19 protein-coding genes and 1 pseudogene are annotated in these 20,005 nt (G+C 62.9%); 3 read left to right on the top strand and 17 right to left on the bottom strand.

The features are described from left to right. Positions 1 to 4: 4 nt before the first annotated feature. The 5 genes from murB to NUH19_RS04795 all read right to left on the bottom strand — a co-directional run bounded on the left by murB (position 5) and on the right by NUH19_RS04795 (position 5,867). Positions 5 to 865 (bottom strand): UDP-N-acetylmuramate dehydrogenase, encoded by an 861-nt coding sequence (murB, locus tag NUH19_RS04775; protein WP_262315571.1) that lies wholly within the window; start codon positions 863 to 865, stop codon positions 5 to 7. Between the two features lie 54 nt (positions 866 to 919). Next, positions 920 to 1,459 carry a 3'-5' exonuclease gene (locus tag NUH19_RS04780; RefSeq protein WP_262315414.1) on the bottom strand — a complete coding sequence of 180 codons (540 nt, stop codon included), beginning with the start codon at positions 1,457 to 1,459 and terminating at the stop codon, positions 920 to 922. A gap of 8 nt (positions 1,460 to 1,467) precedes the next feature. Continuing rightward, entirely contained in the window at positions 1,468 to 2,229 is a 762-nt protein-coding gene (locus tag NUH19_RS04785; RefSeq protein WP_262315415.1) for an exodeoxyribonuclease III, read from the bottom strand. Positions 2,230 to 3,382: 1,153 nt separating this feature from the next. After that, complete coding sequence (locus NUH19_RS04790) at positions 3,383 to 4,474, bottom strand: metallophosphoesterase family protein (protein ID WP_262315416.1); 1,092 nt, start codon at positions 4,472 to 4,474, stop codon at positions 3,383 to 3,385. An 88-nt stretch (positions 4,475 to 4,562) separates the two neighbouring features. After that, on the bottom strand, positions 4,563 to 5,867 hold the full coding sequence (locus NUH19_RS04795; RefSeq protein WP_262315417.1) for a pyrimidine-nucleoside phosphorylase: 1,305 nt from the start codon (positions 5,865 to 5,867) through the stop codon (positions 4,563 to 4,565). Between the two features lie 82 nt (positions 5,868 to 5,949). Here NUH19_RS04795 and add point away from each other — a divergent pair, with 82 nt between their 5' ends. After that, positions 5,950 to 6,978 carry an adenosine deaminase gene (gene add, locus NUH19_RS04800; protein ID WP_262315418.1) on the top strand — a complete coding sequence of 343 codons (1,029 nt, stop codon included), beginning with the start codon at positions 5,950 to 5,952 and terminating at the stop codon, positions 6,976 to 6,978. 129 nt (positions 6,979 to 7,107) lie between these two features. On the opposite strand, the gene NUH19_RS04805 is transcribed toward add, so the two are convergent. The 6 genes and pseudogenes from NUH19_RS04805 to NUH19_RS04830 all read right to left on the bottom strand — a co-directional run bounded on the left by NUH19_RS04805 (position 7,108) and on the right by NUH19_RS04830 (position 14,666). Continuing rightward, on the bottom strand, positions 7,108 to 8,241 hold the full coding sequence (locus tag NUH19_RS04805; protein WP_262315419.1) for a GGDEF domain-containing protein: 1,134 nt from the start codon (positions 8,239 to 8,241) through the stop codon (positions 7,108 to 7,110). Between the two features lie 155 nt (positions 8,242 to 8,396). Then, positions 8,397 to 9,839: pseudogene (locus tag NUH19_RS04810) on the bottom strand (APC family permease). A gap of 166 nt (positions 9,840 to 10,005) precedes the next feature. Beyond that, positions 10,006 to 10,815 carry a TetR/AcrR family transcriptional regulator gene (locus NUH19_RS04815; RefSeq protein ID WP_262315420.1) on the bottom strand — a complete coding sequence of 270 codons (810 nt, stop codon included), beginning with the start codon at positions 10,813 to 10,815 and terminating at the stop codon, positions 10,006 to 10,008. A 7-nt stretch (positions 10,816 to 10,822) separates the two neighbouring features. Beyond that, complete coding sequence (locus NUH19_RS04820; protein WP_262315421.1) at positions 10,823 to 12,442, bottom strand: ABC transporter permease; 1,620 nt, start codon at positions 12,440 to 12,442, stop codon at positions 10,823 to 10,825. Then, the gene (locus NUH19_RS04825) at positions 12,432 to 13,340 is read right to left on the bottom strand and encodes an ABC transporter ATP-binding protein (RefSeq protein WP_262315572.1); all 909 of its coding nucleotides are present in this window, start codon (positions 13,338 to 13,340) and stop codon (positions 12,432 to 12,434) included. Before NUH19_RS04825 ends, NUH19_RS04820 begins: the two co-directional genes overlap by 11 nt. Before the next feature lie 174 nt (positions 13,341 to 13,514). Next, a complete protein-coding gene (locus NUH19_RS04830) occupies positions 13,515 to 14,666 on the bottom strand; it encodes a GNAT family N-acetyltransferase (protein WP_262315422.1) in 1,152 nt (383 codons plus the stop codon). A 668-nt stretch (positions 14,667 to 15,334) separates the two neighbouring features. On the opposite strand from NUH19_RS04830, the gene NUH19_RS04835 reads away from it, so the two are divergent. Next, complete coding sequence (locus NUH19_RS04835) at positions 15,335 to 15,571, top strand: hypothetical protein (protein ID WP_262315423.1); 237 nt, start codon at positions 15,335 to 15,337, stop codon at positions 15,569 to 15,571. A 78-nt stretch (positions 15,572 to 15,649) separates the two neighbouring features. Here NUH19_RS04835 and NUH19_RS04840 read toward each other — a convergent pair whose 3' ends face one another. Beyond that, on the bottom strand, positions 15,650 to 16,138 hold the full coding sequence (locus tag NUH19_RS04840; protein WP_262315424.1) for a hypothetical protein: 489 nt from the start codon (positions 16,136 to 16,138) through the stop codon (positions 15,650 to 15,652). Positions 16,139 to 16,322: 184 nt separating this feature from the next. On the opposite strand from NUH19_RS04840, the gene NUH19_RS04845 reads away from it, so the two are divergent. After that, positions 16,323 to 16,520, top strand: coding sequence for a hypothetical protein (locus tag NUH19_RS04845; RefSeq protein ID WP_262315425.1), 198 nt, complete (start codon positions 16,323 to 16,325; stop codon positions 16,518 to 16,520). Positions 16,521 to 16,598: 78 nt separating this feature from the next. Here NUH19_RS04845 and NUH19_RS04850 read toward each other — a convergent pair whose 3' ends face one another. From NUH19_RS04850 to NUH19_RS04870, 5 genes are all read right to left on the bottom strand, one after another. After that, entirely contained in the window at positions 16,599 to 17,513 is a 915-nt protein-coding gene (locus NUH19_RS04850; RefSeq protein ID WP_262315426.1) for a DMT family transporter, read from the bottom strand. A 10-nt stretch (positions 17,514 to 17,523) separates the two neighbouring features. Then, complete coding sequence (locus NUH19_RS04855) at positions 17,524 to 18,081, bottom strand: DNA-3-methyladenine glycosylase I (RefSeq protein ID WP_262315427.1); 558 nt, start codon at positions 18,079 to 18,081, stop codon at positions 17,524 to 17,526. Positions 18,082 to 18,173: 92 nt separating this feature from the next. Continuing rightward, the gene (locus tag NUH19_RS04860) at positions 18,174 to 18,623 is read right to left on the bottom strand and encodes a universal stress protein (RefSeq protein WP_262315428.1); all 450 of its coding nucleotides are present in this window, start codon (positions 18,621 to 18,623) and stop codon (positions 18,174 to 18,176) included. Positions 18,624 to 18,732: 109 nt separating this feature from the next. After that, complete coding sequence (locus NUH19_RS04865) at positions 18,733 to 19,098, bottom strand: hypothetical protein (protein WP_262315429.1); 366 nt, start codon at positions 19,096 to 19,098, stop codon at positions 18,733 to 18,735. Positions 19,099 to 19,557: 459 nt separating this feature from the next. Beyond that, positions 19,558 to 19,953, bottom strand: a complete 396-nt coding sequence (locus tag NUH19_RS04870) for a helix-turn-helix domain-containing protein (RefSeq protein WP_262315430.1) — start codon at positions 19,951 to 19,953, stop codon at positions 19,558 to 19,560. Positions 19,954 to 20,005: the final 52 nt, after the last annotated feature.

A 20,005-nucleotide genomic window follows, 5' to 3' on the forward strand; every position in this document is an offset into this window, starting at 1 on the left:
GCGGCTATTGCGCCGCCCCAATGATTCGTACCTCGGGCTCCAGGTGCAGCCCGAATTGCTCGAAGATGTTGGCCTGGACGTAGTGAATCATGTTCAGGTAGTCCGTCGCCGTGGCGTGGTCGATATTGACGATGAAGCCGGCGTGTTTCTTGGAAATCTGGGCACCGCCGATGATGTGGCCCTGCAGGCCGGCCTGTTGAATCATCGGCCCCACGTAATGATCCGGCGGCCGCTTGAAGACCGAGCCGCAAGACGGGTACTCCAGCGGCTGCTTAGCGGCGCGACGGGCGTTCAAGTCATCCATTTTGGTGCGAATCGCCACCGGATCGCCCGGCGTCAGTGCGAAGGTCGCCGAAAGGACAATCGCCCCGTTGTCTTGCACCAGGCTGTGGCGGTAGCTGAAGGCCATGTCGGCGTTGCTGTAAGTCGCCAGCTCACCTGCCGTCGTCAGCACCGTGACGCTTTCAAGTACCGAGGCGATGTCCCCGTCGTAGGCGCCGGCGTTCATGAACACCGCCCCGCCGATGGAGCCGGGAATGCCGCAGGCGAACTCGAAGCCGCTCAGCCCGGCGCGGTAGGCCGCCTCGGTGGTGTCGATCAGCCGGGCCCCGGCCTGGGCGGTCACCCGGTCGCCGCTGACGGCGACCTCGGCCATGTCCGTCAAAATCATGGTCAACCCCCGAATGCCGCCGTCTTGGACGATTAGGTTCGAGGCGTTGCCGATCACCGTCAGCGGCAGGCCTTGGTCGCAAGCCATGGCGACCAGCTGGCGAACCTCCGCGACGGTTTTGGGAAACGCCAGCAGGTCGGCCGGACCGCCGGTTTTGGTGAACGTGTAACGGCTCAGCGGCTCGTTGTGCAGCATGCGAATCTCTGCGACCAAGTTATCGACTCCTTTCGTTTTGACCAGTCTAACACATCACGCCGCCGTGAGCTTGGTCAAAGGCGCCAGCGCCGCCAGCCCGAAGCGGTCGGCCTGGGCCAAGAGAATGCGGGCACAGGCGTAGCTGTCGGCCAGCGCGTTGTGGTGGTTGGTCAGCGGAATGTGCAGCGCCGCACTGACGGTATCGAGCTTGCGGTTGTCCAGCTCCGGCATCAGCCGCTTGCTGGTCTGCGCGGTGTCGATCACCTGGTAGCGCGGCACGGCCAGGTGGTAGCGCTCCAGGCTGCGGCGCATCACCGACACGTCGAAGGGCGCGTTATGCGCCACCACCAGCCGGTTGCGGGTGAAAAACGACTGGATGTGCGGCCACACGCCGGCGAAGTTCGGCTGACCCACCACCATGCTCGGGCGAATGTGGTGAATCTGCACGTTCATCGGCTCAAAGTCGTCCTCGGGGTCAATCAGGGTGTAGAAGCTGTCGGTAATCTGGCTGTTTTGGACCACCACCAGGGCCAGCGAGCAGGCGCTGGCGCGTTTGCGGTTGGCGGTTTCAAAATCCATCGCGATAAAATCCATGTTGCCTCCTAAAGCAGGTCTGCGGTCACAAGCTCGACCGGGCAGTGGTCGCTGCCCAAAATCTCGCTGTGGATGCTGGCGTCTTGCATGAACGGCACAAAGCCGGCGCTGGCCACGAAGTAATCGATGCGCCACCCGGCGTTGCGGCTTCTGGCGTTGAAGCGGTAGCTCCACCAAGAGAACGCGTCGGTCAATGTCGGGTAGAAGTGGCGGAAGGAGTCGGTGAAGCCGGCCGCCAGCTGCGTCGTGAAGCCTGCGCGTTCCTCATCGGTGAAGCCGGCGTTGTGGTGGTTGGCACTCGGGTTCTTCAGGTCGATTTCCTGATGCGCAACGTTCAAGTCGCCGCAGTAGACCAAGGGCTTTTGGGCCGCCAGCGTCTTGGTGTAGGCGAGAAAGGCCTTGTCCCACGCCTGGCGGAAGTCTAGGCGCTTGAGCTCGCTGCCGGAGTTGGGGGTGTACACCGTGATCAGGTAGAACTTGGGATACTCCAGCGTGATCACGCGGCCCTCGGTGTCCAATTCCGGGGTGCCGATGCCGTACGTGACCGCCAGCGGCTCGTGCTTGGTGAAAATGGCGGTGCCGGAATACCCCTTGCGCTCGGCGTAGTTGAAGTACTGGTGGTAGCCGGGCAGGTCAAGCGTCACTTGCCCCGCCTGCATCTTGGTTTCCTGCAGGCAAAACCAGTCGGCGTCAAGCGCCGCAAAGGTCGCCTCAAAGTCCTTCTTCAGCACCGCGCGAAGCCCGTTCACGTTCCAAGAAATGAATTTCATTGTCCAGTCTCCCATCTGCATTCTCTGAGCCCATTGTACCTGCAATTCGAGTCACGGGCAATTGACCCCGGGCCGCGGCCACCCCAGACACGCCAAAAAGCCGCCGCGGGTTGCCCCGGCGGCGGCCGCGCCGAAGCCAGCGGCGCGTGCATCGCCGCTGGCCTTGGCCGTTTTGCTGCTTGGTTGCGAGAATCGTGGTTGCCGCAAGTGGCGTGGTGCGACTTGCGGCCGAGTGGCACAAGCCACCGGTAATGCGCCGCCGCAGCTACCTCGCAAGCGAGTAGGCGGAACACTAAACAGCCGGTGGGTGGAGGTCCAACCCTGGTATTCGGGCCCGCAGGTGGGCGCCGTTACGCGAAAACACGTGTGTTGAAAGCCCGATTCGGCTTGGTATGAGCGGGGTACTGGGAATGCTTATGTCCCGGACCGTTCCCCATGGGCAGTGGGCGTGCTGCGGCCAAGGCCTTTGGCCGCCCCCCTGTCCTAGAATAATCATCCAAGGTTAGTGTAAGCCCTGCCATTTTGGCCGTCAATGTTTTAGCTCACCGTTGCGCGATCGGTTCACCGGGCCCAAGGCGGTGGCGGCACACAAACAGACGCGCGCATGTTGATGGCATGCGCGCGTCCTAGGTCAGGGTGATTGTCAGCTGGTGACGATAAACTTGCAGTGACATTAAATTGATGGTTCCACCTCAAACTGTTCTGATATTCACTTGTACGCTTAGACTGCGGTATTGCATGGTGCGGCCTAATTACTTGGCGTTGTTTGGTGTTATGCTAATTACCCGTGTTGCACCTTTAACTCGCAGTGGTCACGCTTGGTTCGTTGAGCCTTGTTATTAGACTCACACCTCCAATTTCGTGTTACCGGTTCTTTGCAGTTAATGCTGTGTTTCTGGTGTTTCCGGAGCTCAGTGCGTCATCCTGTGTTGAACGACTTGCCGGGATCTTCCTTCGAAGCTGATGAGACTTGGTTGACTGGCTGAGCAATCCTTCCTTGACCTTGACTAAAGTATAGCACGGGTTCCGAATTTTTGCAAGCGCTTCCCTGTTATTTTTTAAGTTGACCTGCGCAACTTCACGCCGATTGGTCCGGCCAATCAAAAAGGCGGACCGCAGCGATCCGCCCTTTTGATTCATCCCATTAATCGCCTCAGTAGCCGAACACGCGCGACGGGGTCGCGGCCCCGTAGCCGAACACCCCGAGCCGGCGGGTGGCGGCGTTGATCGACACCACGTAGCCGGCGTACTCGCTGGGTGTGTTGATCAGGCGGTTCCACTTGCGGTTGAAGCGCGTGGTCAGCCCGTGGTTGCGCCCCATCAAGGCGGCGGTGTTCAGCAGGCAGTAGTGAATCCCGTTGACCGCAAAGTCCTCTTCGGTGTGCCAGTGGCCGGCGAGGCTGGCGATGATCGTGCCCTTCGTGTGGCTAAAATCAAACTGCGCCTGCCCCCCAAAGTCTGGGTGCTCCCCGAAAGTCACCTGCCCGGCGAGCTTGGCGTTGAACGCGCGAAGCACCTCGTGGACCTGGCGGCCGTTAAAGCGCAGCCCGGGCTTGCCACTTCTGGTCATCACCGGGGCGTGGCTCATGATCAACACGTCGCGCGACCCGGCCGACTGCAGGGCGTCGATCAGCTCCTGCACCTGCGCGGCCGTCACCGCCAAAGTCTTTTTGACGTCGTAGTTCTTGCGGCCACCGAGCCACCGCACCGGCACATCCGAGGTGTTCAAGGTAATCACGCGAATGTTGGCCCAGTCGAACACGGACAGCCCGTGGGCCGACACGAGCGGGGCCCCGACTTGCGCCTTCATCTTGGCGAACACGTACTCGTTGAAGACCCAGGGGTGGAAGCTGCCGGTGAAGCGCCGGTTGCGCTCGGCGAACTTGTCGTTGTCGTCGTGGTTGCCCTTGGTGATCACGTAAGGCAGCGCGGTCGCCGCGTAGTCGCTGACGATGTTGCGCAGCCGCCACTGGGTCAAAAAGGCGGGTTCCGAGCCGTCAACCAGATCGCCCAGGTGGACGCGCCAGTCGATCGGCAGCTCGCCGGTCAGCCAGTGCTGCTCCAGCAGGTGCCAGTAGCCGTTGGGGCCGTAAAAGCTGCGCGACAGCTTGGTGCGGTCGTGGGTGTCGGTGATGACGGCCATGTTCAGGCTGGCGCCGGTGATCTGCGGTCGCACCCAATCGGCGAACGCGGTCAGGTCGGCCTTGGCGAAGCGGCGAATCGTGATGTTCTCGTGATGACGCATGTCGGTCACTCCTTTGTGCTTTTGCCACCATCATACACGCCCGAAGCCAAAATGTATCGGCACAGGGGCGGATTTTCGCGGTGCGGAATCAGGCGCGAATCACCTGCTGAATCAGCGGCTGCTTGGCCGGCGCCGCTTGGCCAATGGTGTAGGCGGCGGCAACCGCCGTGGCCACCTGCGCCACGTCTTCTTGATCGGCGTGGATCGTGGCCAGCGTGTCGCCGACCGACACCGGGGTGCCGACCTTCTTATGCAACACCAGCCCGACGGCGAGGTCAAGCTTGGAATCAAGCGTCTGGCGGCCGCCGCCCAGCTGCATCACGGCGGTGCCCAGGGCATTGGCATCGATGGCCGTGACCACCCCTGCGGTCGTGGCCGTGACCGGGACCTTGAACTTGGCCTGTGGCAGCCGGCGCGGATCGGCCACGACGCTGACGTCGCCGCCTTGCGCCTCAATCAGCTGCTTGAACGCGCGCAGGGCCCGGCCGTCCTTGAGCGCATCCTCGCACATTCCGGTCGCGACCTCGAGGCTTGCCGCGCGTTGGCCCAGCACCAGCATGTGGGCCGCCAGCGCCACGGTCAGATCCCGCACGTCCTTGGGCCCGCGGTTTTTGAGGATGGCGATGGCCTCGGCCACTTCCAGGCTGTTGCCGATGGTGACACCCAGGGGCTGGCTCATGTCGGTCAACAGCGCCACGGCGGCCACGCCGGCCTGCTTGCTGATGGCGACCAAGGCGCGGGCAAGCTTTTCGGCCTGGGCCGGCGTCTTCATGAAGGCGCCGTTGCCGACCTTGACGTCGAACACCAAGGCGTCCGTGCCGGAGGCCAGCTTCTTACTCATGATGGAGCTTGCAATCAGGGGAATCGACTCGACGGTGCCGGTCACGTCGCGCAGGGCGTAAAGCAGCCGGTCGGCCGGCGCCAGCGCCTTGGAGCTTGAGACGATGGCCTGGCGAATCGTGGCGACCTGGTCTTTGAACTGCCGCTCGGTCTCGGCGACGGTGAAGCCCGGAATGCTCTCGAGCTTGTCCAGGGTGCCGCCGGTGTGGCCCAGCCCCCGCCCGGAGATCATCGGCACCGGCACCCCGAGGCAGGCCACCAAAGGCGCCAGCGGCAGCGAAATTTTGTCGCCGACGCCGCCGGTCGAGTGCTTGTCCACCTTGACGCCGGGAATGCCGCTGAGGTCCAGCCGGTCGCCGGAATGCAGCATCGCCATGGCCAGCGCGGTTTGCTCCGCGTCCGTCATCCCCTTGAAGTACGTCGCCATCAAAAAGGCGCTCATCTGGTAATCCGGCACCGTATTGTCGACGTACCCCGCGATCAGCCAGTTCAGCTCGGCCGCCGTCAGCTCGCCGCCGTCGCGTTTTTTGGTAATCAAGTCAACCATCCGCATGCGTCACCACTCCCTTGCGTGTTAATATCTATAGTATAGCGTATTCAGACCAGAGTTTCAGATTGACGATCAGGAGGCTCACATGGACGCACAAATTTTGCACCAGCTCGGCAAAGTCGAACTTCACTGCCACCTCGACGGGTCGCTGTCTTTACCCGTCATTCGTAGGCTTGCGGCACAGGCCAACGTCTCACTGCCGGCAGACGACGCGGCGCTGCAGGCCAAGGTCTGCGCCCCACCCGATGCGCAGTCCTTGATGGATTACCTGCGGCCCTTCGATGTCATTCGGCCGCTGCTTCAAACCGCCCCGGCGCTGCGGTTGGCGGCTCACGACGTGGTCGCCCAGGCCGCGGCGGAAAACGTGCGGTACATCGAGGTTCGCTTCGCCCCGGAGTTTTCGATGGACGGTGAGCTGTCGGCGCTTGAGGCCATCGAGGCCGTGATTGCCGGGCTCGCCGCGGCCAGCGCCGAGTTCGGCGTGCAGGCCAACGCCTTGGTGTGCGGAATGCGCCAAAGCCCGGCGCCGGTGACCCAGGCGATTTTTGCCGCGGCGGCCCCCTTGGTCGGCCGCGGGGTCGGCGGCGGCGATTTTGCCGGCAATGAGGCCGCCTTCCCGCCGGCCACCGTGGCGGCCTCGCTGCAGTTCGCGCAGTCGCTTGGCCTGCCGATGACCTTCCACGCCGGCGAGTGCCACTGCGCCGCCAACATCGCGGACGCCTTGGCCGCCGGGGTGCGGCGCATCGGCCACGCCACCGCCATCGGGCAAGACCCTGCCCTGATTCAGCGCTTCGTCGCGGCCGGTGCGGTGGCGGAGCTGTGTTTGACCTCCAACCTGCAGACCAAGGCCGCCAATAACCTGGCCGAATTCCCCTTCAAGGCGCTGCGGGCCGCCGGGGCCAAAATCACGATCAACACCGACAACCGCACCGTGTCCAACACCACGCTGGCCCGCGAGTACGAGCTGTTCGGCCAGCTGTTCGGCGTGACCTACGCCGATCTGCTCGCCTTCAACCAAACCGCGGCGGCCGCCGCCTTCATCCCGCCCGAACAGCGCGAGGCGCTGAGCCGCCGCCTGGCCGCGGAATACGCGCCTTACGTCGACCGCCACTAAGTCGCAACACCCGGGCTTCGCGGCCCCGGCGCCCCCCGACCGCCGGGCCCCCGCTGCCAAGCCCACCCACGCAAAAACCGTTCGTCGCATCACGAGACGAACGGTTTTTGCGTGGTTCGATGGCGCCTGTCAGGCGGCCTGGCCCTCGACGGTCACCCGGTCGCGGCCGGCGGTTTTGGACTGGTACAAGTAGCGGTCGGCGCGTTTGAACACCGCCGTCGGGCTGCCGTCCTGCGGGGTGGCCATCGCCAGGCCAAAGGAGGCGGTGATGCGAAGCTCACCGGTCGCGTGGCGAATCACCAGGCCCCGCAGCAGCTTTTGGCAATCGGCCACCAGCGTCTGGGCCTCCGAAAGCGTCAGGCCGGGCAGAATCATCGCGAACTCCTCGCCGCCGGTGCGGTAGAGCTGAAAGGCGGCGTCGCGTTGCTGCAGCTTGGCCTCAAGCTGGCTGGCCACCGTCATCAGCACCTGGTTGCCGACCAGGTGGCCGTGGTCATCGTTGATCCATTTGAAGTGGTCGACATCAAGCGCCACCAGTGCGAGGTTGGGGTGTTCGGCGTCAAGCGCGGCGTATTGGGTGGAGAAATCGCGCTGGAACATCGCCCAGTTGCGAACCTGCGTCAGCGCGTCGTACTGCACATCGCGGGTCAGCTGCGCCAGCACCTGCTGGTCCTTGCGTTGATAATGCTCGTAATCCCAAAGCGCCAGGTAGGCCCAGCCGTAGCCCAGAAAATGGGCGATGCCGCCGGCTCGGGTGACCGTCGGGAACTCCGTGGCCACCGCCAGCCAAAACACCGCGCCAATCAGAATCGGCACCACCAGGTACAGCAGCTGGTGCTGCGCCGCGCGTTTGCCCCAGAAGCGTTCAGAATACACCAGCAGGCAGGCGGCCAGGTACAGCGGCCCGGTCACCCAGTTGATGCCGCCGGTCGACACGAACAGCACCAGCCCCAGCGTCTGCAGCCCCAAGGCGGCCGGCACCGACTGCACCAGGAAGTTGCTGTAAACCAAGATGATCAGCTGCAGGTTGACGAACAGCCAGTACGGCTCGGCCGGGGCCCCAATCTCAAGGCCCCGCAGCAGAATCAGGATGGCGCCGATGTAGGCCAGCTTCGGTAGGCTGCCGGCCAAGCGGCTGAGGCTGCGCTTTTGCGCCAGCCGCCTTTTGGTCCCGGCATCGATCTGCGTGTACACCGTCATGAACCCCAGGGTGCTGACCACGGCCAGAAAAATATCCCCAATATAAATCGTTAATCCAGCCAATCTAACGCCCCCATCGTTCAGTGGATTAACTTAATAATGGGCCGCGAGCCGACGGGTGTCAAACCCAATCCGGCAGCGCGGCCCCACCACGCCAAAAAGCCGGTCGCAAGCGACCGGCCCCAATTCGATCGGTGAACCTGCCCGGCAAGCTGGCGTCAGGCCGCCTGTTTGCCGCGGTGCCGCCGCGCAATCGCCGGCAGAATCAGGCCCAGCGCCAGCAGAATCAGCGGCGTCACAATGTTCAGTGCCAACTGGAACCACCAGGTGCCGGGCTCCTTGGCGAAGTTGACCTTCGGCACCATGCCCAGCAGGCAGGCGAAGGCGGTGAACACCAGGCACCACGCGCCGATGGCCATCCCCGCGTACTTGTTTTTGACGAAGCGGTAGGCCGACGGGAACTTCTTGAGCTGCTGGTTCAACAGGATGTAGGCCAAAAATACCCAGAGGTAGCGCATCGGCATCACCACCGCGTTGAGGTTGAGCATCCAGTTGTACAGCGCGTTCATGTTCTTGATGCCAAGCGTCGGCACCATGATCAGCAGACTGACCAAAATGCCGGTCATCAGGTAGCCGCGCGTCGGGGTGCCGCGGTCGTCGAGCTTGGCCAGCCCGGCCGGCACGAACTCGGGATCCGCGTCGCCCAGCAAAATACGCAGCGGCGCATCGATGGAAAAGGCCAAGGCCGAGATCTGCGCCAGTGCCTGGGCCAGCGCGTAGAGAATCACGAAAATATTGCCGACGTGGTAGTAGCCGCCGAGCTTGGCGAAGGCCATGTAGGCGCCGTTGGCCATCAGGTCCTTGGGCAGGTGGTTGGCGTCAAAGAGCAGCGCCATGGCAAAGGAACCGAGCAACGCGCAGACGGCCACCATCAGCGCCAAGACCAGCATCCCCCGGGGGAACTCCTTGGCCGCGTTTTTAGTGCGGTTGACGTACGGCGAGATTTTCTCCGCCCCACCGACGGCAAACACCAGCATCGAAATCGAGGCGAAGTAGCCGAGGTCAAAACTCGGCAGGTAGGTCTTCAGCTTGTCCAAGTGAGCCGTGGCCACCGGGGCATGGGCCATGAACGGCGCCGACACCGCCAGCAGGATGAACAGCAAAGACATCACAAACATCGCGGTACCGGCCACCGAGCCGATGCGGTTGAGCGTGGTCAGCCCCCGCGAGGCCAACCACAAGAACACCAGGAAAATCACCAGCGCGATCAGGGACACCAGCCGAGAGTCGACCTCATTGACGAACTTGCCGTTGCCTTGAAACAGCCAGCTCAAAGACACCAGAATGCCGCTTGGTTTTTGCGCCAAGTACGGCACGTGAACCACCCAGTAGGTCCAGGCGGCGTAGTAGGCCAGGCGCTTGGTCGACGTGTTGCGAATCCAGCTGGCCACCCCGCCGGCCTCGTCCTTGAACGCCGAGCCCAGCTGGCCGACGATTAAGGCGTAAGGCACGAAGTACAGCGCCATAATCAGCACCCAGGACACAATGACGGACGGGCCTTGCAGCGCCTAGTTGTTCACCACGTTGCCGAGGCCCCACACCGCCACAAAGGCGATCAAGGCGACGTTGTACCAGCGCAATTGCTTATTGTCTTCTGACATAATTCCCCCGACTTTCTCTTCGAATATTCCGGTCACCAGAATGGTAGACGCCACCAGCGTAACAGGTCCGGACCAGCGGCGCGGTGAGGCCCGGCCTATTTTTCGCTAAGAATTCGGTGTGTCAAGACACACAAAAAGCAGCGGTCGATGGCCGCTGCCTGAGAGTTCAGTTATCGTTTGCCGGGCGTTTGGTGGCCGGCGGCTCATTCGCCTTTTGCGGCCCGACGCCGCCCGGGACTGGCTGACCCGGGCCGCTGGCCGCGGCCGGGTCTGACGCGGCCACGCCTGGGGCGTTGGGACCGCTCGCCGCGGCGCCTGAGCCGGCGGTGTTGCCGGTCGACCCTTCCGGCGCCAGGAAGCCGTGCTCCATCACATCGAGAATCGCCAGTGTGTCGTCGACCAGAAATTCGAGGTCGGCCACCGTCGCGTCGGGGTGTTGGTGCATGAAAGCCTTGGCCTTGGTGGAGATCAGGTCGCTCATCATCACCACCAGGCTTTGCACCGTCGTCGCCGCCACACCCTCGCGCAGGTGCATCCGGCCGAACACCGGCCCGGTCAGCTGCGGCACGGCGCCTTGAATCTCGTCTTGCCACAGCGCCTGAAGCTTGGGCCTCAGCGCCTCCGGCAGTTGGCTGCCGTCCGAATAGGCGGCGAGGCTCAGCGCGAACTCGTCGGGGTACTCGACTTGCAGCTTCAGCTTGTAGCGCATCGCCCGTCGTACCATGGTCGGCAGGTCCGGCGCCTTTTGCCACACGGTCCAGTCGGCGATGGCGTTGATCCGCTGCAGCGTCCACCGCACCGCCGCCACGTAGAGGTTCGCCTTGCTCTGAAAATAATGGAAAACCAGGCCCTTGGAGACGCCGGCCTCCTTGGCAATCACGTCGGTCTTGGCGTCGCGATAGCCCGCTCGCGCGAACTCGTGCATCGCCGCGGTCAGGATGCGCTGTTCCTTGGCCGCGTCTCTTGCCGCACCCACGGCGCCCTCAGTTGGTCAGCAGGTCGCGCCGCTTGTAGCCGACGTAACCTGCGACCATCAAGGCGAGGCCAAGCGCGGTCATCCAGGCGAAAGCCCCCCAGTCAATGGCCGAAGCCGGCACGAGGTTGACCCAGCCGTACGGGGTGATCTTGGTCGCCCACTCCGGCAGCCCGATCATGTTCCCGAGGTACAGGGACAGCACGCCGTAAATTGGAATCGCCCAGACCCAGGCCTGAAGCCGCGGCAACACCGCAATCACCACCATCACAACGCCCAGCGTCACCAGCATCGCCGGCCAGTAGCCGACAAAGGCCCGTAGGTAACGCGCAATCGAGATCGGGGTGGCGGTCAGGCTGGCCGAGCCGGCCACGGCCATGCCGAGGATGCCCAGCACAAGCGCCGCAGACCCAACCAGCACCGCATGGACCAGGAAGCTGATGTACAGGCGCAGCCGAGACACCGGCTTGGCATGCACCAGCTCGAGGTAACCACCGCGCTCGTCACCGTTGAGCTTCAGCAGCGTGATCACCGCAGGAATCGTCGCCACCACGGCGAAAATGATGCTCAGCTTGTTGGCGAAGGTCAACACCATGGTGCGACCGGCGGCGTGCAAAGCGCCAGTCCCCATCAGCTGCCCGATCGCCGGGTTGGTCTTGACCAGGTCACCAACGGTGCCAAAAATCGAGCCGTAGCTTGCGCCCAAGATGAACAAGGACACCAGCCAGATCAGCGTGCTGGTGCGCTCAAGCCGCGCCAGCAGCGTGAGCGGTCCGGCCAAGAAGCGCGAGGCGCGGGCGCGACCGGGCCGCGGCTGGATCAGCCCGGCCCCGGTGTCACGGGCGGTTGACAGCGCAACGGCCGCGACCAGCAGCACCGCGCTCAGGCCGAGCATCAAAAGCAGCGGCCACCAGGTGTTCTTGGTGTAGAGGTTGAGTTTTTCAATCCAGCCAAAAACCGTCCACCAGCTCAGGTCCGGATTCTGAACGTCGGTACCCATCCGCACCACGTACAGGCCGCCGAGCAGGACGTAGCTGAGAATCGTCGCGCTGCGCCCGGAGCTTGCGACCTGGGCGAGCAACAGCGAGAAGCAGCCGAACATGAAGCCAAACGCCGCCAGCCCCAGCCCGAACAGCCAGTTACCCGCCGCAGAACCCCCGGTCATGTTCGCGGCCTGCAGCCCCAGTGCCTCCAAGACGCCGGCGACCAGGTTGATCGCCGCCAGCTCCAGAATCGCCGCGGCCAGCGGGCTTTGGCGCCCGACCGCGTGGGCCAAGATGAACTCGGTGCGACCGGCGTCCTCCTCGACGCGGGTGGCATGCACGGCGAAGTACACGTTCATCATCGCCGCGAACAGTCCCATGAAGACCATCATCATCGCGCCGTAGATCACGGCCACGGTATACGGCGGCTTGGGCGTGAACGGGCCGAACATGCTGACCATCGCCGGCGTGCTTAGGGTCTCGGCGATTGAGGACATCGCCTTTTGGGTCGAATACAGGCCGTCGAACTTCGCGGCCGCGGCGGTCATCAACCCGCCCAGGCCGAGGAGCCAAAACACAATCTTAAGCCAGTCCCGGCGCAGGTTCAACGCCAGCACCAGGCCCACGGACTTGAACTTATTGGCCATCGTGCTCACCACCTTGGTTATAGTAGCGCAGGAACAGGTCCTCAAGCGTCGGTGGCGTGCTCTGAAGCGTCACGATGCCAAGCCCAGTCAGCGTGGTGATCACGGCCCCGAGGTTCTCCGAGTCGACGGCGAACGTCGCGGTGTGGTCCCCCTCCGCCTTGAACTGGTGGACGTCCGGGCGCTTGGCGATGTCGGCGAGCGGCGCCGTGGTGGTCACCCGCACGGTGCTGCGCGACAGCTGCCGCATCGCATCCAGCGTACCGGTTTCGATGATGCGGCCCTCGCGAATGATCCCAATGCGGTCGCACATGCGCTCGACCTCGCTTAGGATGTGCGAGGACAGCAGCACGCTTTTACCCGCCCGTTTCAGCGCGAGCACCTGCGTCTGGAACACCTCTTCCATCAAGGGGTCGAGGCCACTGGTTGGCTCATCGAACACGTACAGCGCCGCGTCGCTGGAGAAGGCGGCGATCAGCGCGACCTTCTGGCGATTCCCCTTGGAGTAAGTGCGGCACTTCTTGGTCGCGTCGAGCTCGAACAGCTTGATCAGCTCATCGGTGTGGGCGCTGTGCCGCTCCCCGTTCATCTTCAGGAACAGGTCGATCACCTCGCCGCCGGTCAGGTTCGGCCACAGGTACACGTCGCCGGGCACATACGCGAGGCGCTTGTGAATCGCCACGGCGTCCGTCCAGACGTCCTGGCCAAAAATGGTCGCGGAGCCGCCGCTGGCCTTCAGGATGCCCAACAGCGTCCGGATGGTGGTCGACTTCCCCGCGCCGTTGGGGCCGATGAAGCCGAACACCTCGCCCGAGTTGACGGTCAGCGTGATGTCCTTGAGCGCCTCGAACTTCCCGAATCGCTTCTGCAAGTGATTGATTGCCACTACTTCGGTCATGATTTCTTCCTCCCGTGAGGTCTTGCCTCTTTTGGATTGCTATCGAGGTGAGTATAGGCGGTCGTTGACTCGTGAGTCAACGCTTATCGAGTCAACCACCCGTCGCCGCAATCCCGTGCGGCCGTAGGAACGAAAAAAGCGTTGACCCGCGAGTCAACGCTTTTTCAAGGAAGCGGCTTAGAAGTAATCGAACAGCTGCGTCTGCCGCTGCAAAAAGGCATCGTCGAGGCTAGCCACCGTGAACGGGTCGCCATCGATCAGGCCGAGGTTGTAGGCATCGCGCAGGGACCGCACCCCGAAGGTCACCTTCACCAGCTGCTGAATGCTCAAGGTGATGGCTGGCACCCCGCTGGTGTCGCGCTCGAAGCTCGCCTGGCCGTCGTTGATGGCCAGGCGCCACCGCCCGTCGTTGTCCGGGATGTTGGCATCCTGAATGCCGAACACCACCGGGGCCAGGTCCGAGACCTGGTACGGGTAGCGGGTCATGAAGTCCTTGACGTCGACGATTCGCGCCATCATGAACGCGCGAACCGACGACCGCAAGGCGCTGGGATCCGGCAGCAGGTCGTGCAGCGACTCGGGGTCGCCGGTGGTGTAGCGAAAACGCGCGAAGGCCGTGCGGTGAGCGGCGCAGAACTGAACTAGGGCCAGCAGGCTGTCCAGGTCGTCGTAAAACAGCTCATGCACCCAAAACAGGTCGCCAGTGCGTTCGTAAATCACGTAGCCGGTCGGGTGATCGCCGAGGCTCGCCACGGCCACCTCGCGGCTCGGGTAGTGATCGGCCATGTTCAGCCACCACCAGTCGGCGCGGCGCAACCCGCCCCGGGTGGTTTCCTTGCTGCGACCGTACACCGTGGTCATCGCCTCAATGGCCGCGCGAAACGGTACCCGATCCACGGCCACCGCGCCGGAATGGCGCGGCACCTTTGGCAGGGCCGCCGCATCGATTTCGTGGGTCACCTGGTCGAACGCCCCTTCGTAGCCGAAGCGGCGGTAAAACGGGGCGGAAAACGGCGCCAGGTAAGACAGCGTCTCCCCGTTGGCCCGCATGTCGGCGAAGGCCTGTTCCATGATGGTGTGGATGCCCCCCTTGCCGCTCGCCTCGGGGTAGCTGGCGACGTACCCCACGCCGCTCATTTTGTAGGCGACGCCGGCCAGATCCACGGTGAAGTGGGTCCCGAGCAGCCCAGAGGTCAACGGGCTGCCGGTCCCCCAGGCCGCGCTGTGGTCGTATAAGCTGGCAAAGGCGCGGTCGCGCGTCGGGCTTTGCGGCTTGTGGAACGCGTAACGGGCAAGCGCGTAAAAGCTCGCCTCATCTTCTGCAGTCAAGCGCCGAACATCGGTCACAAGTATCACAATCCTTTCGATTAGAGGGCATAGCCGAGCGTTTAGCCGACCGGCCAGCGTAGGGCTGGCGCTTGAAGCGGTCCTTGCTTCGAGTGCCGGACCTAGCTGGACGCGTCGGCGATGCCCGGCGGCGCCCGTTTAGAGGGTGGAACGAGGCGGGTTTAGCGGCGCGACTAGCGCAGGGACGGACGTTGGCCCGGTCCTTGGGCCGGCGGCCGGTCCTAGCTAGGCGCATCCGCGTTGCCTCGTGGAACCCGTTTAGAGGGCATAGCCGAGCGTTTAGCCGACCGGCCAGCGTAGGGCTGGCGCTTGAAGCGGTCCTTGCTTCGAGTGCCGGACCTAGCTGGCCGCGTCGGCGATGCTCGGCGGCGCCCGTTTAGAGGGTGGAACGAGGCGGGTTTAGCGGCGCGACTAGCGCAGGGACGGACGTTGGCCCGGTCCTAGCTAGGCGCATCAATGACGCCTTTTTGTGAATCATCAAACACACTGTCTTCAGTATAGCGTAGCTCGACGTCGCTTGCATCTTTACCTTAGCTTTAGAAAGCCTTCACATTATCGTCTTGAATCCTGCGCCGAACGCTCACAGGCGTTGGTTATGATGGTTTTGTTGATAACGCAACGCCCCCGCCTCTCGTGAAAGGATCTTACATATGAAACTTCAAAATAACGTCTACACCGCCCAGCTCGACCAGATCACCTACCCCACCATCACCGCTCACCTGGAGAACGGCGCCCCGCTGGTGATCGAAACCAATCAAAAACAGCGCGACGACCCCCAGTTTTGGGCGGTCATCAGCGCCATTGTCAAAGCTAAATTGTGGGTGCCGGTCTCCACGCGGCTGCACCAGCTACTGGACACCGACTGGCTGGTGCCGGCCGCAGACTAACCGTTCCTGGGCTTCGGCGGCGCTGACGTCAGCGCCGCCAACCACACGATCCAGTCGCAGCCGCGCGTTAACGCCAGCCTACTTCTGCCACTCGGCGAACCGGGCCGCGGCCACCACCAGGGTGACCACCGCGTCCTTGGCCAAAGCCGCCGTCACGGTGGCGCGATGGCCCGAGGTCGCAACCGCCCCGATGACCTCGAAGCCGTACTTGACCAGGTTCAGGTCCTTTTTGGCCGAATAATCCGGTTCGAAGACCGGTTCGTGGTTGTAGGTGAAGTTCAGCACGTCACCCACGATCGAGCCGTCGACGTGGTTGACCATGATGCGATCTTGCAGTGCCGCCAGCGGCTGATCATCCGCGAGCAGGTTCAGCTTGTGATCGGATTCCTCTCGGTAGTAAGTCCCCTGCGGCATGTCGAGGTAGGTCGCGGCCGGGTGCGACAGCACCGCCAGGTAATCCACCGCGGCAAACACGCGGTCCAGCGGCAGCTTGACCTTCTTTGCCAGCAGCGCCTCGGTGTTGCTTTCCAGCCAATCCGCCAGTTCACTGACCCCAAATTGATCCATGTGTGTGGCCCTCCATTATCGTAATTGCGTCTATTGTAGCATTTTTGCGGGCCAGCGTGAAGGCGCCGCGCCGCCGATGTTTTGGTTAAGGTGCCGCCAAGCCCCGCTACCGGTCGCAGGCGGGTGTATACTGAGCGTGGGTGAGCATCTTGAGCTGCCCGACTCACCCGAAGGAGGCGTCGTCATGTCTGATTTGCCAACCGGCTACCCACTGGTCGATGCCCAGGGGCGGCCCCTCAAGCTTCAACCCAAGGTCACCTACACGCTGCGGGTCAAAAACGGCTACATCCTCGGCTTGCGCCAAGACCAGCGCCAGGTTCGCCTGCCGAACCTGCTCCGGGACTTCCCCAACACCGATCCCAGCAAGTCGCACCACCGTTAGCTCACCGCCAACATCCCGGTGAGGTGACCGCAATAGGCCCGAGCCACGCGATTGCGCGGTTCGGGCCTATTGGTGTCTTTAAGGGGCGGTCGACTCGCCCGGGGCCTTGGGGGCCAAAAGCGCCATCGCCACCACTATGCCGATGATCACCAGGCCGCCGACCAGCTCCCAGCCGCTCAGCCGCGTCCCGAGAAACAAGACGGCGATCACCGTCGCGGCCAGCGGCTCAAAGGCGTCCAGGAGGCTGGCGGCCGTCGGCGTGATGTACTGCAGGCTGGCCAAATAGACCAGGTAGGCGACGATGGTGCCACCGATCACGACGAACGCGTAGCAACCCCAGCCAAAGGCGGTGAGGTGCGGCACCTGCCGCCAAAACGGGGCCCAAACGGTCATCAAAAGTCCGCCCAACAGCTGGGCCCAGCCGGTCACTACCAGGGGCGAGTGACGCTGGAGCAGCTCGCCGGGCAACAGCGTGTAGGTCGCCGCGGCAACGGCCGCCAACAGCCCCCAAAACAGGGCCTGCGGCGTGATGGCCAGCGTCGTCAGCCGGCCCTTGGTCACGATCAAAAGCGTCCCGAGCATCGCAAAGGCGATAATCACCACGTCGCTGCGCCGCGGTAGCGTCAGCGTTTTGACGGCCAAGACCACCAGCACCACGATCGGCGACAGGTACTGGAGGATGGTGGCGGTCGGCGCGTTGGCCACCGCCACGGCCTTGAAGTAGACGAACTGCATGGCAATCATGCCAAACAGCACGAACACCACCATCTGCAGGGCGTCCTTGCGGGTTCGCCAAGGCGTGGTCAACAGGCGCGGTGTTTTGACCGCGGCGTAACCCAGCGTGACGATCCCGGCGATCAGCATTTTGGAGCTGATCAGCCAGGCGACAGCCACGCCTTGGTTGAACAAAACGGTGCTGGCGGGGCCGGACACGCCCCACAGAGACGACCCCAGGATGGCCAGCAAAATGCCGGTCAGGTGCTTAGACTTCATGCTTTTCCCCTTACTTACGGCGGTGCCACCCGGCCAGGTGGTCGTCGATCACCCCGGCGCCTTGCAGGAAGCTGTAAGCGCTGGTGGGACCGATCATCTTGATGCCGTGCTTCTTCATGTCGGTTGCGACCAGCTGCGACAGCGGGTCTTGCGTCGGAATGTCGGCCGCGGTCTGGGGCCGCCGCACCAGCTGCTGGCCGTCGGTGAACCCCCACACGTAGCGGTCGAAGCTGCCGTATTCGCGCTGCAGCTCCTGCACCGCGCCGGCGTTGTGGACGATGGCCTCAAGCTTGCGGCGGTTGCGAATCAGCCCGGCGTCTTGCATCAAGACGTCGAGATCCAAGTCGGTCATCGCCGCCACCGGTGCCAGTTCAAAGTGGTGAAAGGCCGCGTTGAACGCCGGGCGCTTCTTGAGCACCAGCGCCCAGCTCAACCCGATTTGCAGCCCCTCTAAGGACAGCAGCTCGAACAAGGCGCGGTCGTCGTGCTTGGGCACACCCCATTCGTGGTCGTGGTAAGCCTTGAGCAGCGGGTTGCGATCGCCCCACCAAGTTGTTGCATCCGTCATTCGATCACCTCCACCCAATAGATTACGCCAGGTGACGCAAAAACCGCCTCGGGGCCAGACGCCTCGAAGCGGTCGCGGCCGATTGCAAGCAATCAGGCCTCCGTCTTGACGATCAGCACGTCGCAAGGCGCCGTGCGGTTGACATACTCGGTGACCGAGCCGACCAAGACGCGCTCAACCGCGTTCAGGCCGGTGGCGCCGATGATAATCAAATCGGTGTGGTGATCGTGCGGGAAGTCGGTGGCGATGACCGACTTGGGGTTGCCGAACCGCACGTGGATGGCGACGTCTTCAAGCCCCGCCTTCTTGGCGCGGTCCGCAAGCTCCTCGAGGAACTTCTCGGCGTCTTGGGTCAGCTGGTAAATCGCGTCGCCGGAAATCATGCCACCGTAGCCGCCGATGAACTGCTTGGTGTCCAACACGTTCAGGATGTCGAGGTGGGCGTGGTTGGCGACGGCGACCTTCACCGCCTTTTTGAAGGCGAGGTCGGACTCGTCGGACCCATCGATGGGTACCAGTAAGTTGTTATATTCTTGATCCATGCGATCACTCCTTAGGTTGCCAATGCACACGCACGACGCGCGGGCTTATCTCAAGCGTACAACCGCGCCGGGCGAAAAACAAGTTATACCAATAGGCACGATAACCTTTTTAATCAGTGAACAAGAGCTGGAATTCGTGCTTGGTGACGTCGATGTTCACGGCAACGTGGCGGTTCAAGTCGGCGACCAGCTTGCGGGCGAAGTTCATCTTGGATTCAAAATCCGTGAGCACCGCCGTCTCGCTCAGGCTGGCAAAATCGAAGTTCTCGCCGATGAAGGCGGGATCCGTGACGTACAGCAGGTTGTTCTCATCGTGGCGGCTGCCCGGACGCAGCACGGCGTCGATGTAGTGGTAAAGCAGCGTCGGGGGGAAGTTCAGCGGCTTGTCCAGCTCGGTTGTGATTGCAAACCCCGGCGCATCGTCGGCCAGCGTTTCGTTCACCTGGACCTGGGTCAATCCTTGGTAGAGTTTCATTCTAGTCACTTCCTTCGTCGTGATGGCGGCTAGGCCGCCTTACGCCTTTATTATACGCCCCAAAAACGGGCTTGCCCAACGCAACGCGCGACCGACCGGGGAAAAATGCCTGGGTTCAGTAAGGCCGCGACCGAACCGTCTGGCCGCCGTCGCTGACGCCCGTGGCCAGACGGTTCGAACCGGCGCCATCGCCTTTTCCAGGTACAACGCCTGTCGGGTTCGTCGCTTGGCCACGGTGAGGCCAAGCCGCTCAAGCAGGTATCGCGCGAGGCCGCCAAAGTCTTGGGCGACCGTGGCGCAAGCCTGTGGTGGCGCAGGGTTCGCCCGTCTTGGTGCGGCAGCCGCCGCGGTCGCGGCAATTGGCGGCCTGCTGGAGCGGGAGTGCCGTTGCTTGCATAACTGCTCCTATCGAATCAATCTATCAAAAAAGCGCCGACAACGCGGCGCTGTGGCGGACAACTAGTCTTCAGACGTGGTTCCGCCGATGATCAGGCCTGCTGTGAACGAGGCCACAAGGTCCTTTTTGCTGGACGCCAGGACTTCGTTGTTGTACGTCAGGACGGTCTTTTCGCTCAGCAGGTCCTCGACGCGAATCACTTCACGATCGGACAGGTCAACGGTCTTGGCTTGCTGTTCTGCGTACTTATCCGGGTAAGCCAAGGCGAGAATGTTGACAGGATCAGTGTTGTAGTACTCCGCAAGCTTGCGGATACTACGCTCACTTGGAACAGTTTGATCATTTTCCCACTTTGTGAAGCTTGCCGGGGAAGTGTGGGTTGCCTTTGCGACTTCAACGATCGACTCGCCACGGCCCTTGCGGATCTGGCGGAGGGAGCTACCAACGGTTTCTGTCATTCTTTTCACCACGATTCCATTATAGTCAATCACAAACCGAAATTCGGTTCAT

It is taken from the genome of Lacticaseibacillus parakribbianus, from assembly GCF_025490915.1.
GTDB lineage: Bacteria > Bacillota > Bacilli > Lactobacillales > Lactobacillaceae > Lacticaseibacillus > Lacticaseibacillus parakribbianus.

Bases quoted from the DNA above. Each gene is read 5' to 3' on its own strand.
- murB (WP_262315571.1), bottom strand. From the start codon at position 865: ATGCTGCACAACGAGCCGCTGAGCCGTTACACGTTCACCAAAACCGGC.
- NUH19_RS04780 (WP_262315414.1), bottom strand. From the start codon at position 1,459: ATGGATTTTATCGCGATGGATTTTGAAACCGCCAACCGCAAACGCGCC.
- NUH19_RS04785 (WP_262315415.1), bottom strand. From the start codon at position 2,229: ATGAAATTCATTTCTTGGAACGTGAACGGGCTTCGCGCGGTGCTGAAG.
- NUH19_RS04790 (WP_262315416.1), bottom strand. From the start codon at position 4,474: ATGCGTCATCACGAGAACATCACGATTCGCCGCTTCGCCAAGGCCGAC.
- NUH19_RS04795 (WP_262315417.1), bottom strand. From the start codon at position 5,867: ATGCGGATGGTTGACTTGATTACCAAAAAACGCGACGGCGGCGAGCTG.
- add (WP_262315418.1), top strand. From the start codon at position 5,950: ATGGACGCACAAATTTTGCACCAGCTCGGCAAAGTCGAACTTCACTGC.
- NUH19_RS04820 (WP_262315421.1), bottom strand. From the start codon at position 12,442: ATGGCCAATAAGTTCAAGTCCGTGGGCCTGGTGCTGGCGTTGAACCTG.
- NUH19_RS04835 (WP_262315423.1), top strand. From the start codon at position 15,335: ATGAAACTTCAAAATAACGTCTACACCGCCCAGCTCGACCAGATCACC.
- NUH19_RS04840 (WP_262315424.1), bottom strand. From the start codon at position 16,138: ATGGATCAATTTGGGGTCAGTGAACTGGCGGATTGGCTGGAAAGCAAC.
- NUH19_RS04845 (WP_262315425.1), top strand. From the start codon at position 16,323: ATGTCTGATTTGCCAACCGGCTACCCACTGGTCGATGCCCAGGGGCGG.
- NUH19_RS04850 (WP_262315426.1), bottom strand. From the start codon at position 17,513: ATGAAGTCTAAGCACCTGACCGGCATTTTGCTGGCCATCCTGGGGTCG.
- NUH19_RS04855 (WP_262315427.1), bottom strand. From the start codon at position 18,081: ATGACGGATGCAACAACTTGGTGGGGCGATCGCAACCCGCTGCTCAAG.
- NUH19_RS04860 (WP_262315428.1), bottom strand. From the start codon at position 18,623: ATGGATCAAGAATATAACAACTTACTGGTACCCATCGATGGGTCCGAC.
- NUH19_RS04865 (WP_262315429.1), bottom strand. From the start codon at position 19,098: ATGAAACTCTACCAAGGATTGACCCAGGTCCAGGTGAACGAAACGCTG.
- NUH19_RS04870 (WP_262315430.1), bottom strand. From the start codon at position 19,953: ATGACAGAAACCGTTGGTAGCTCCCTCCGCCAGATCCGCAAGGGCCGT.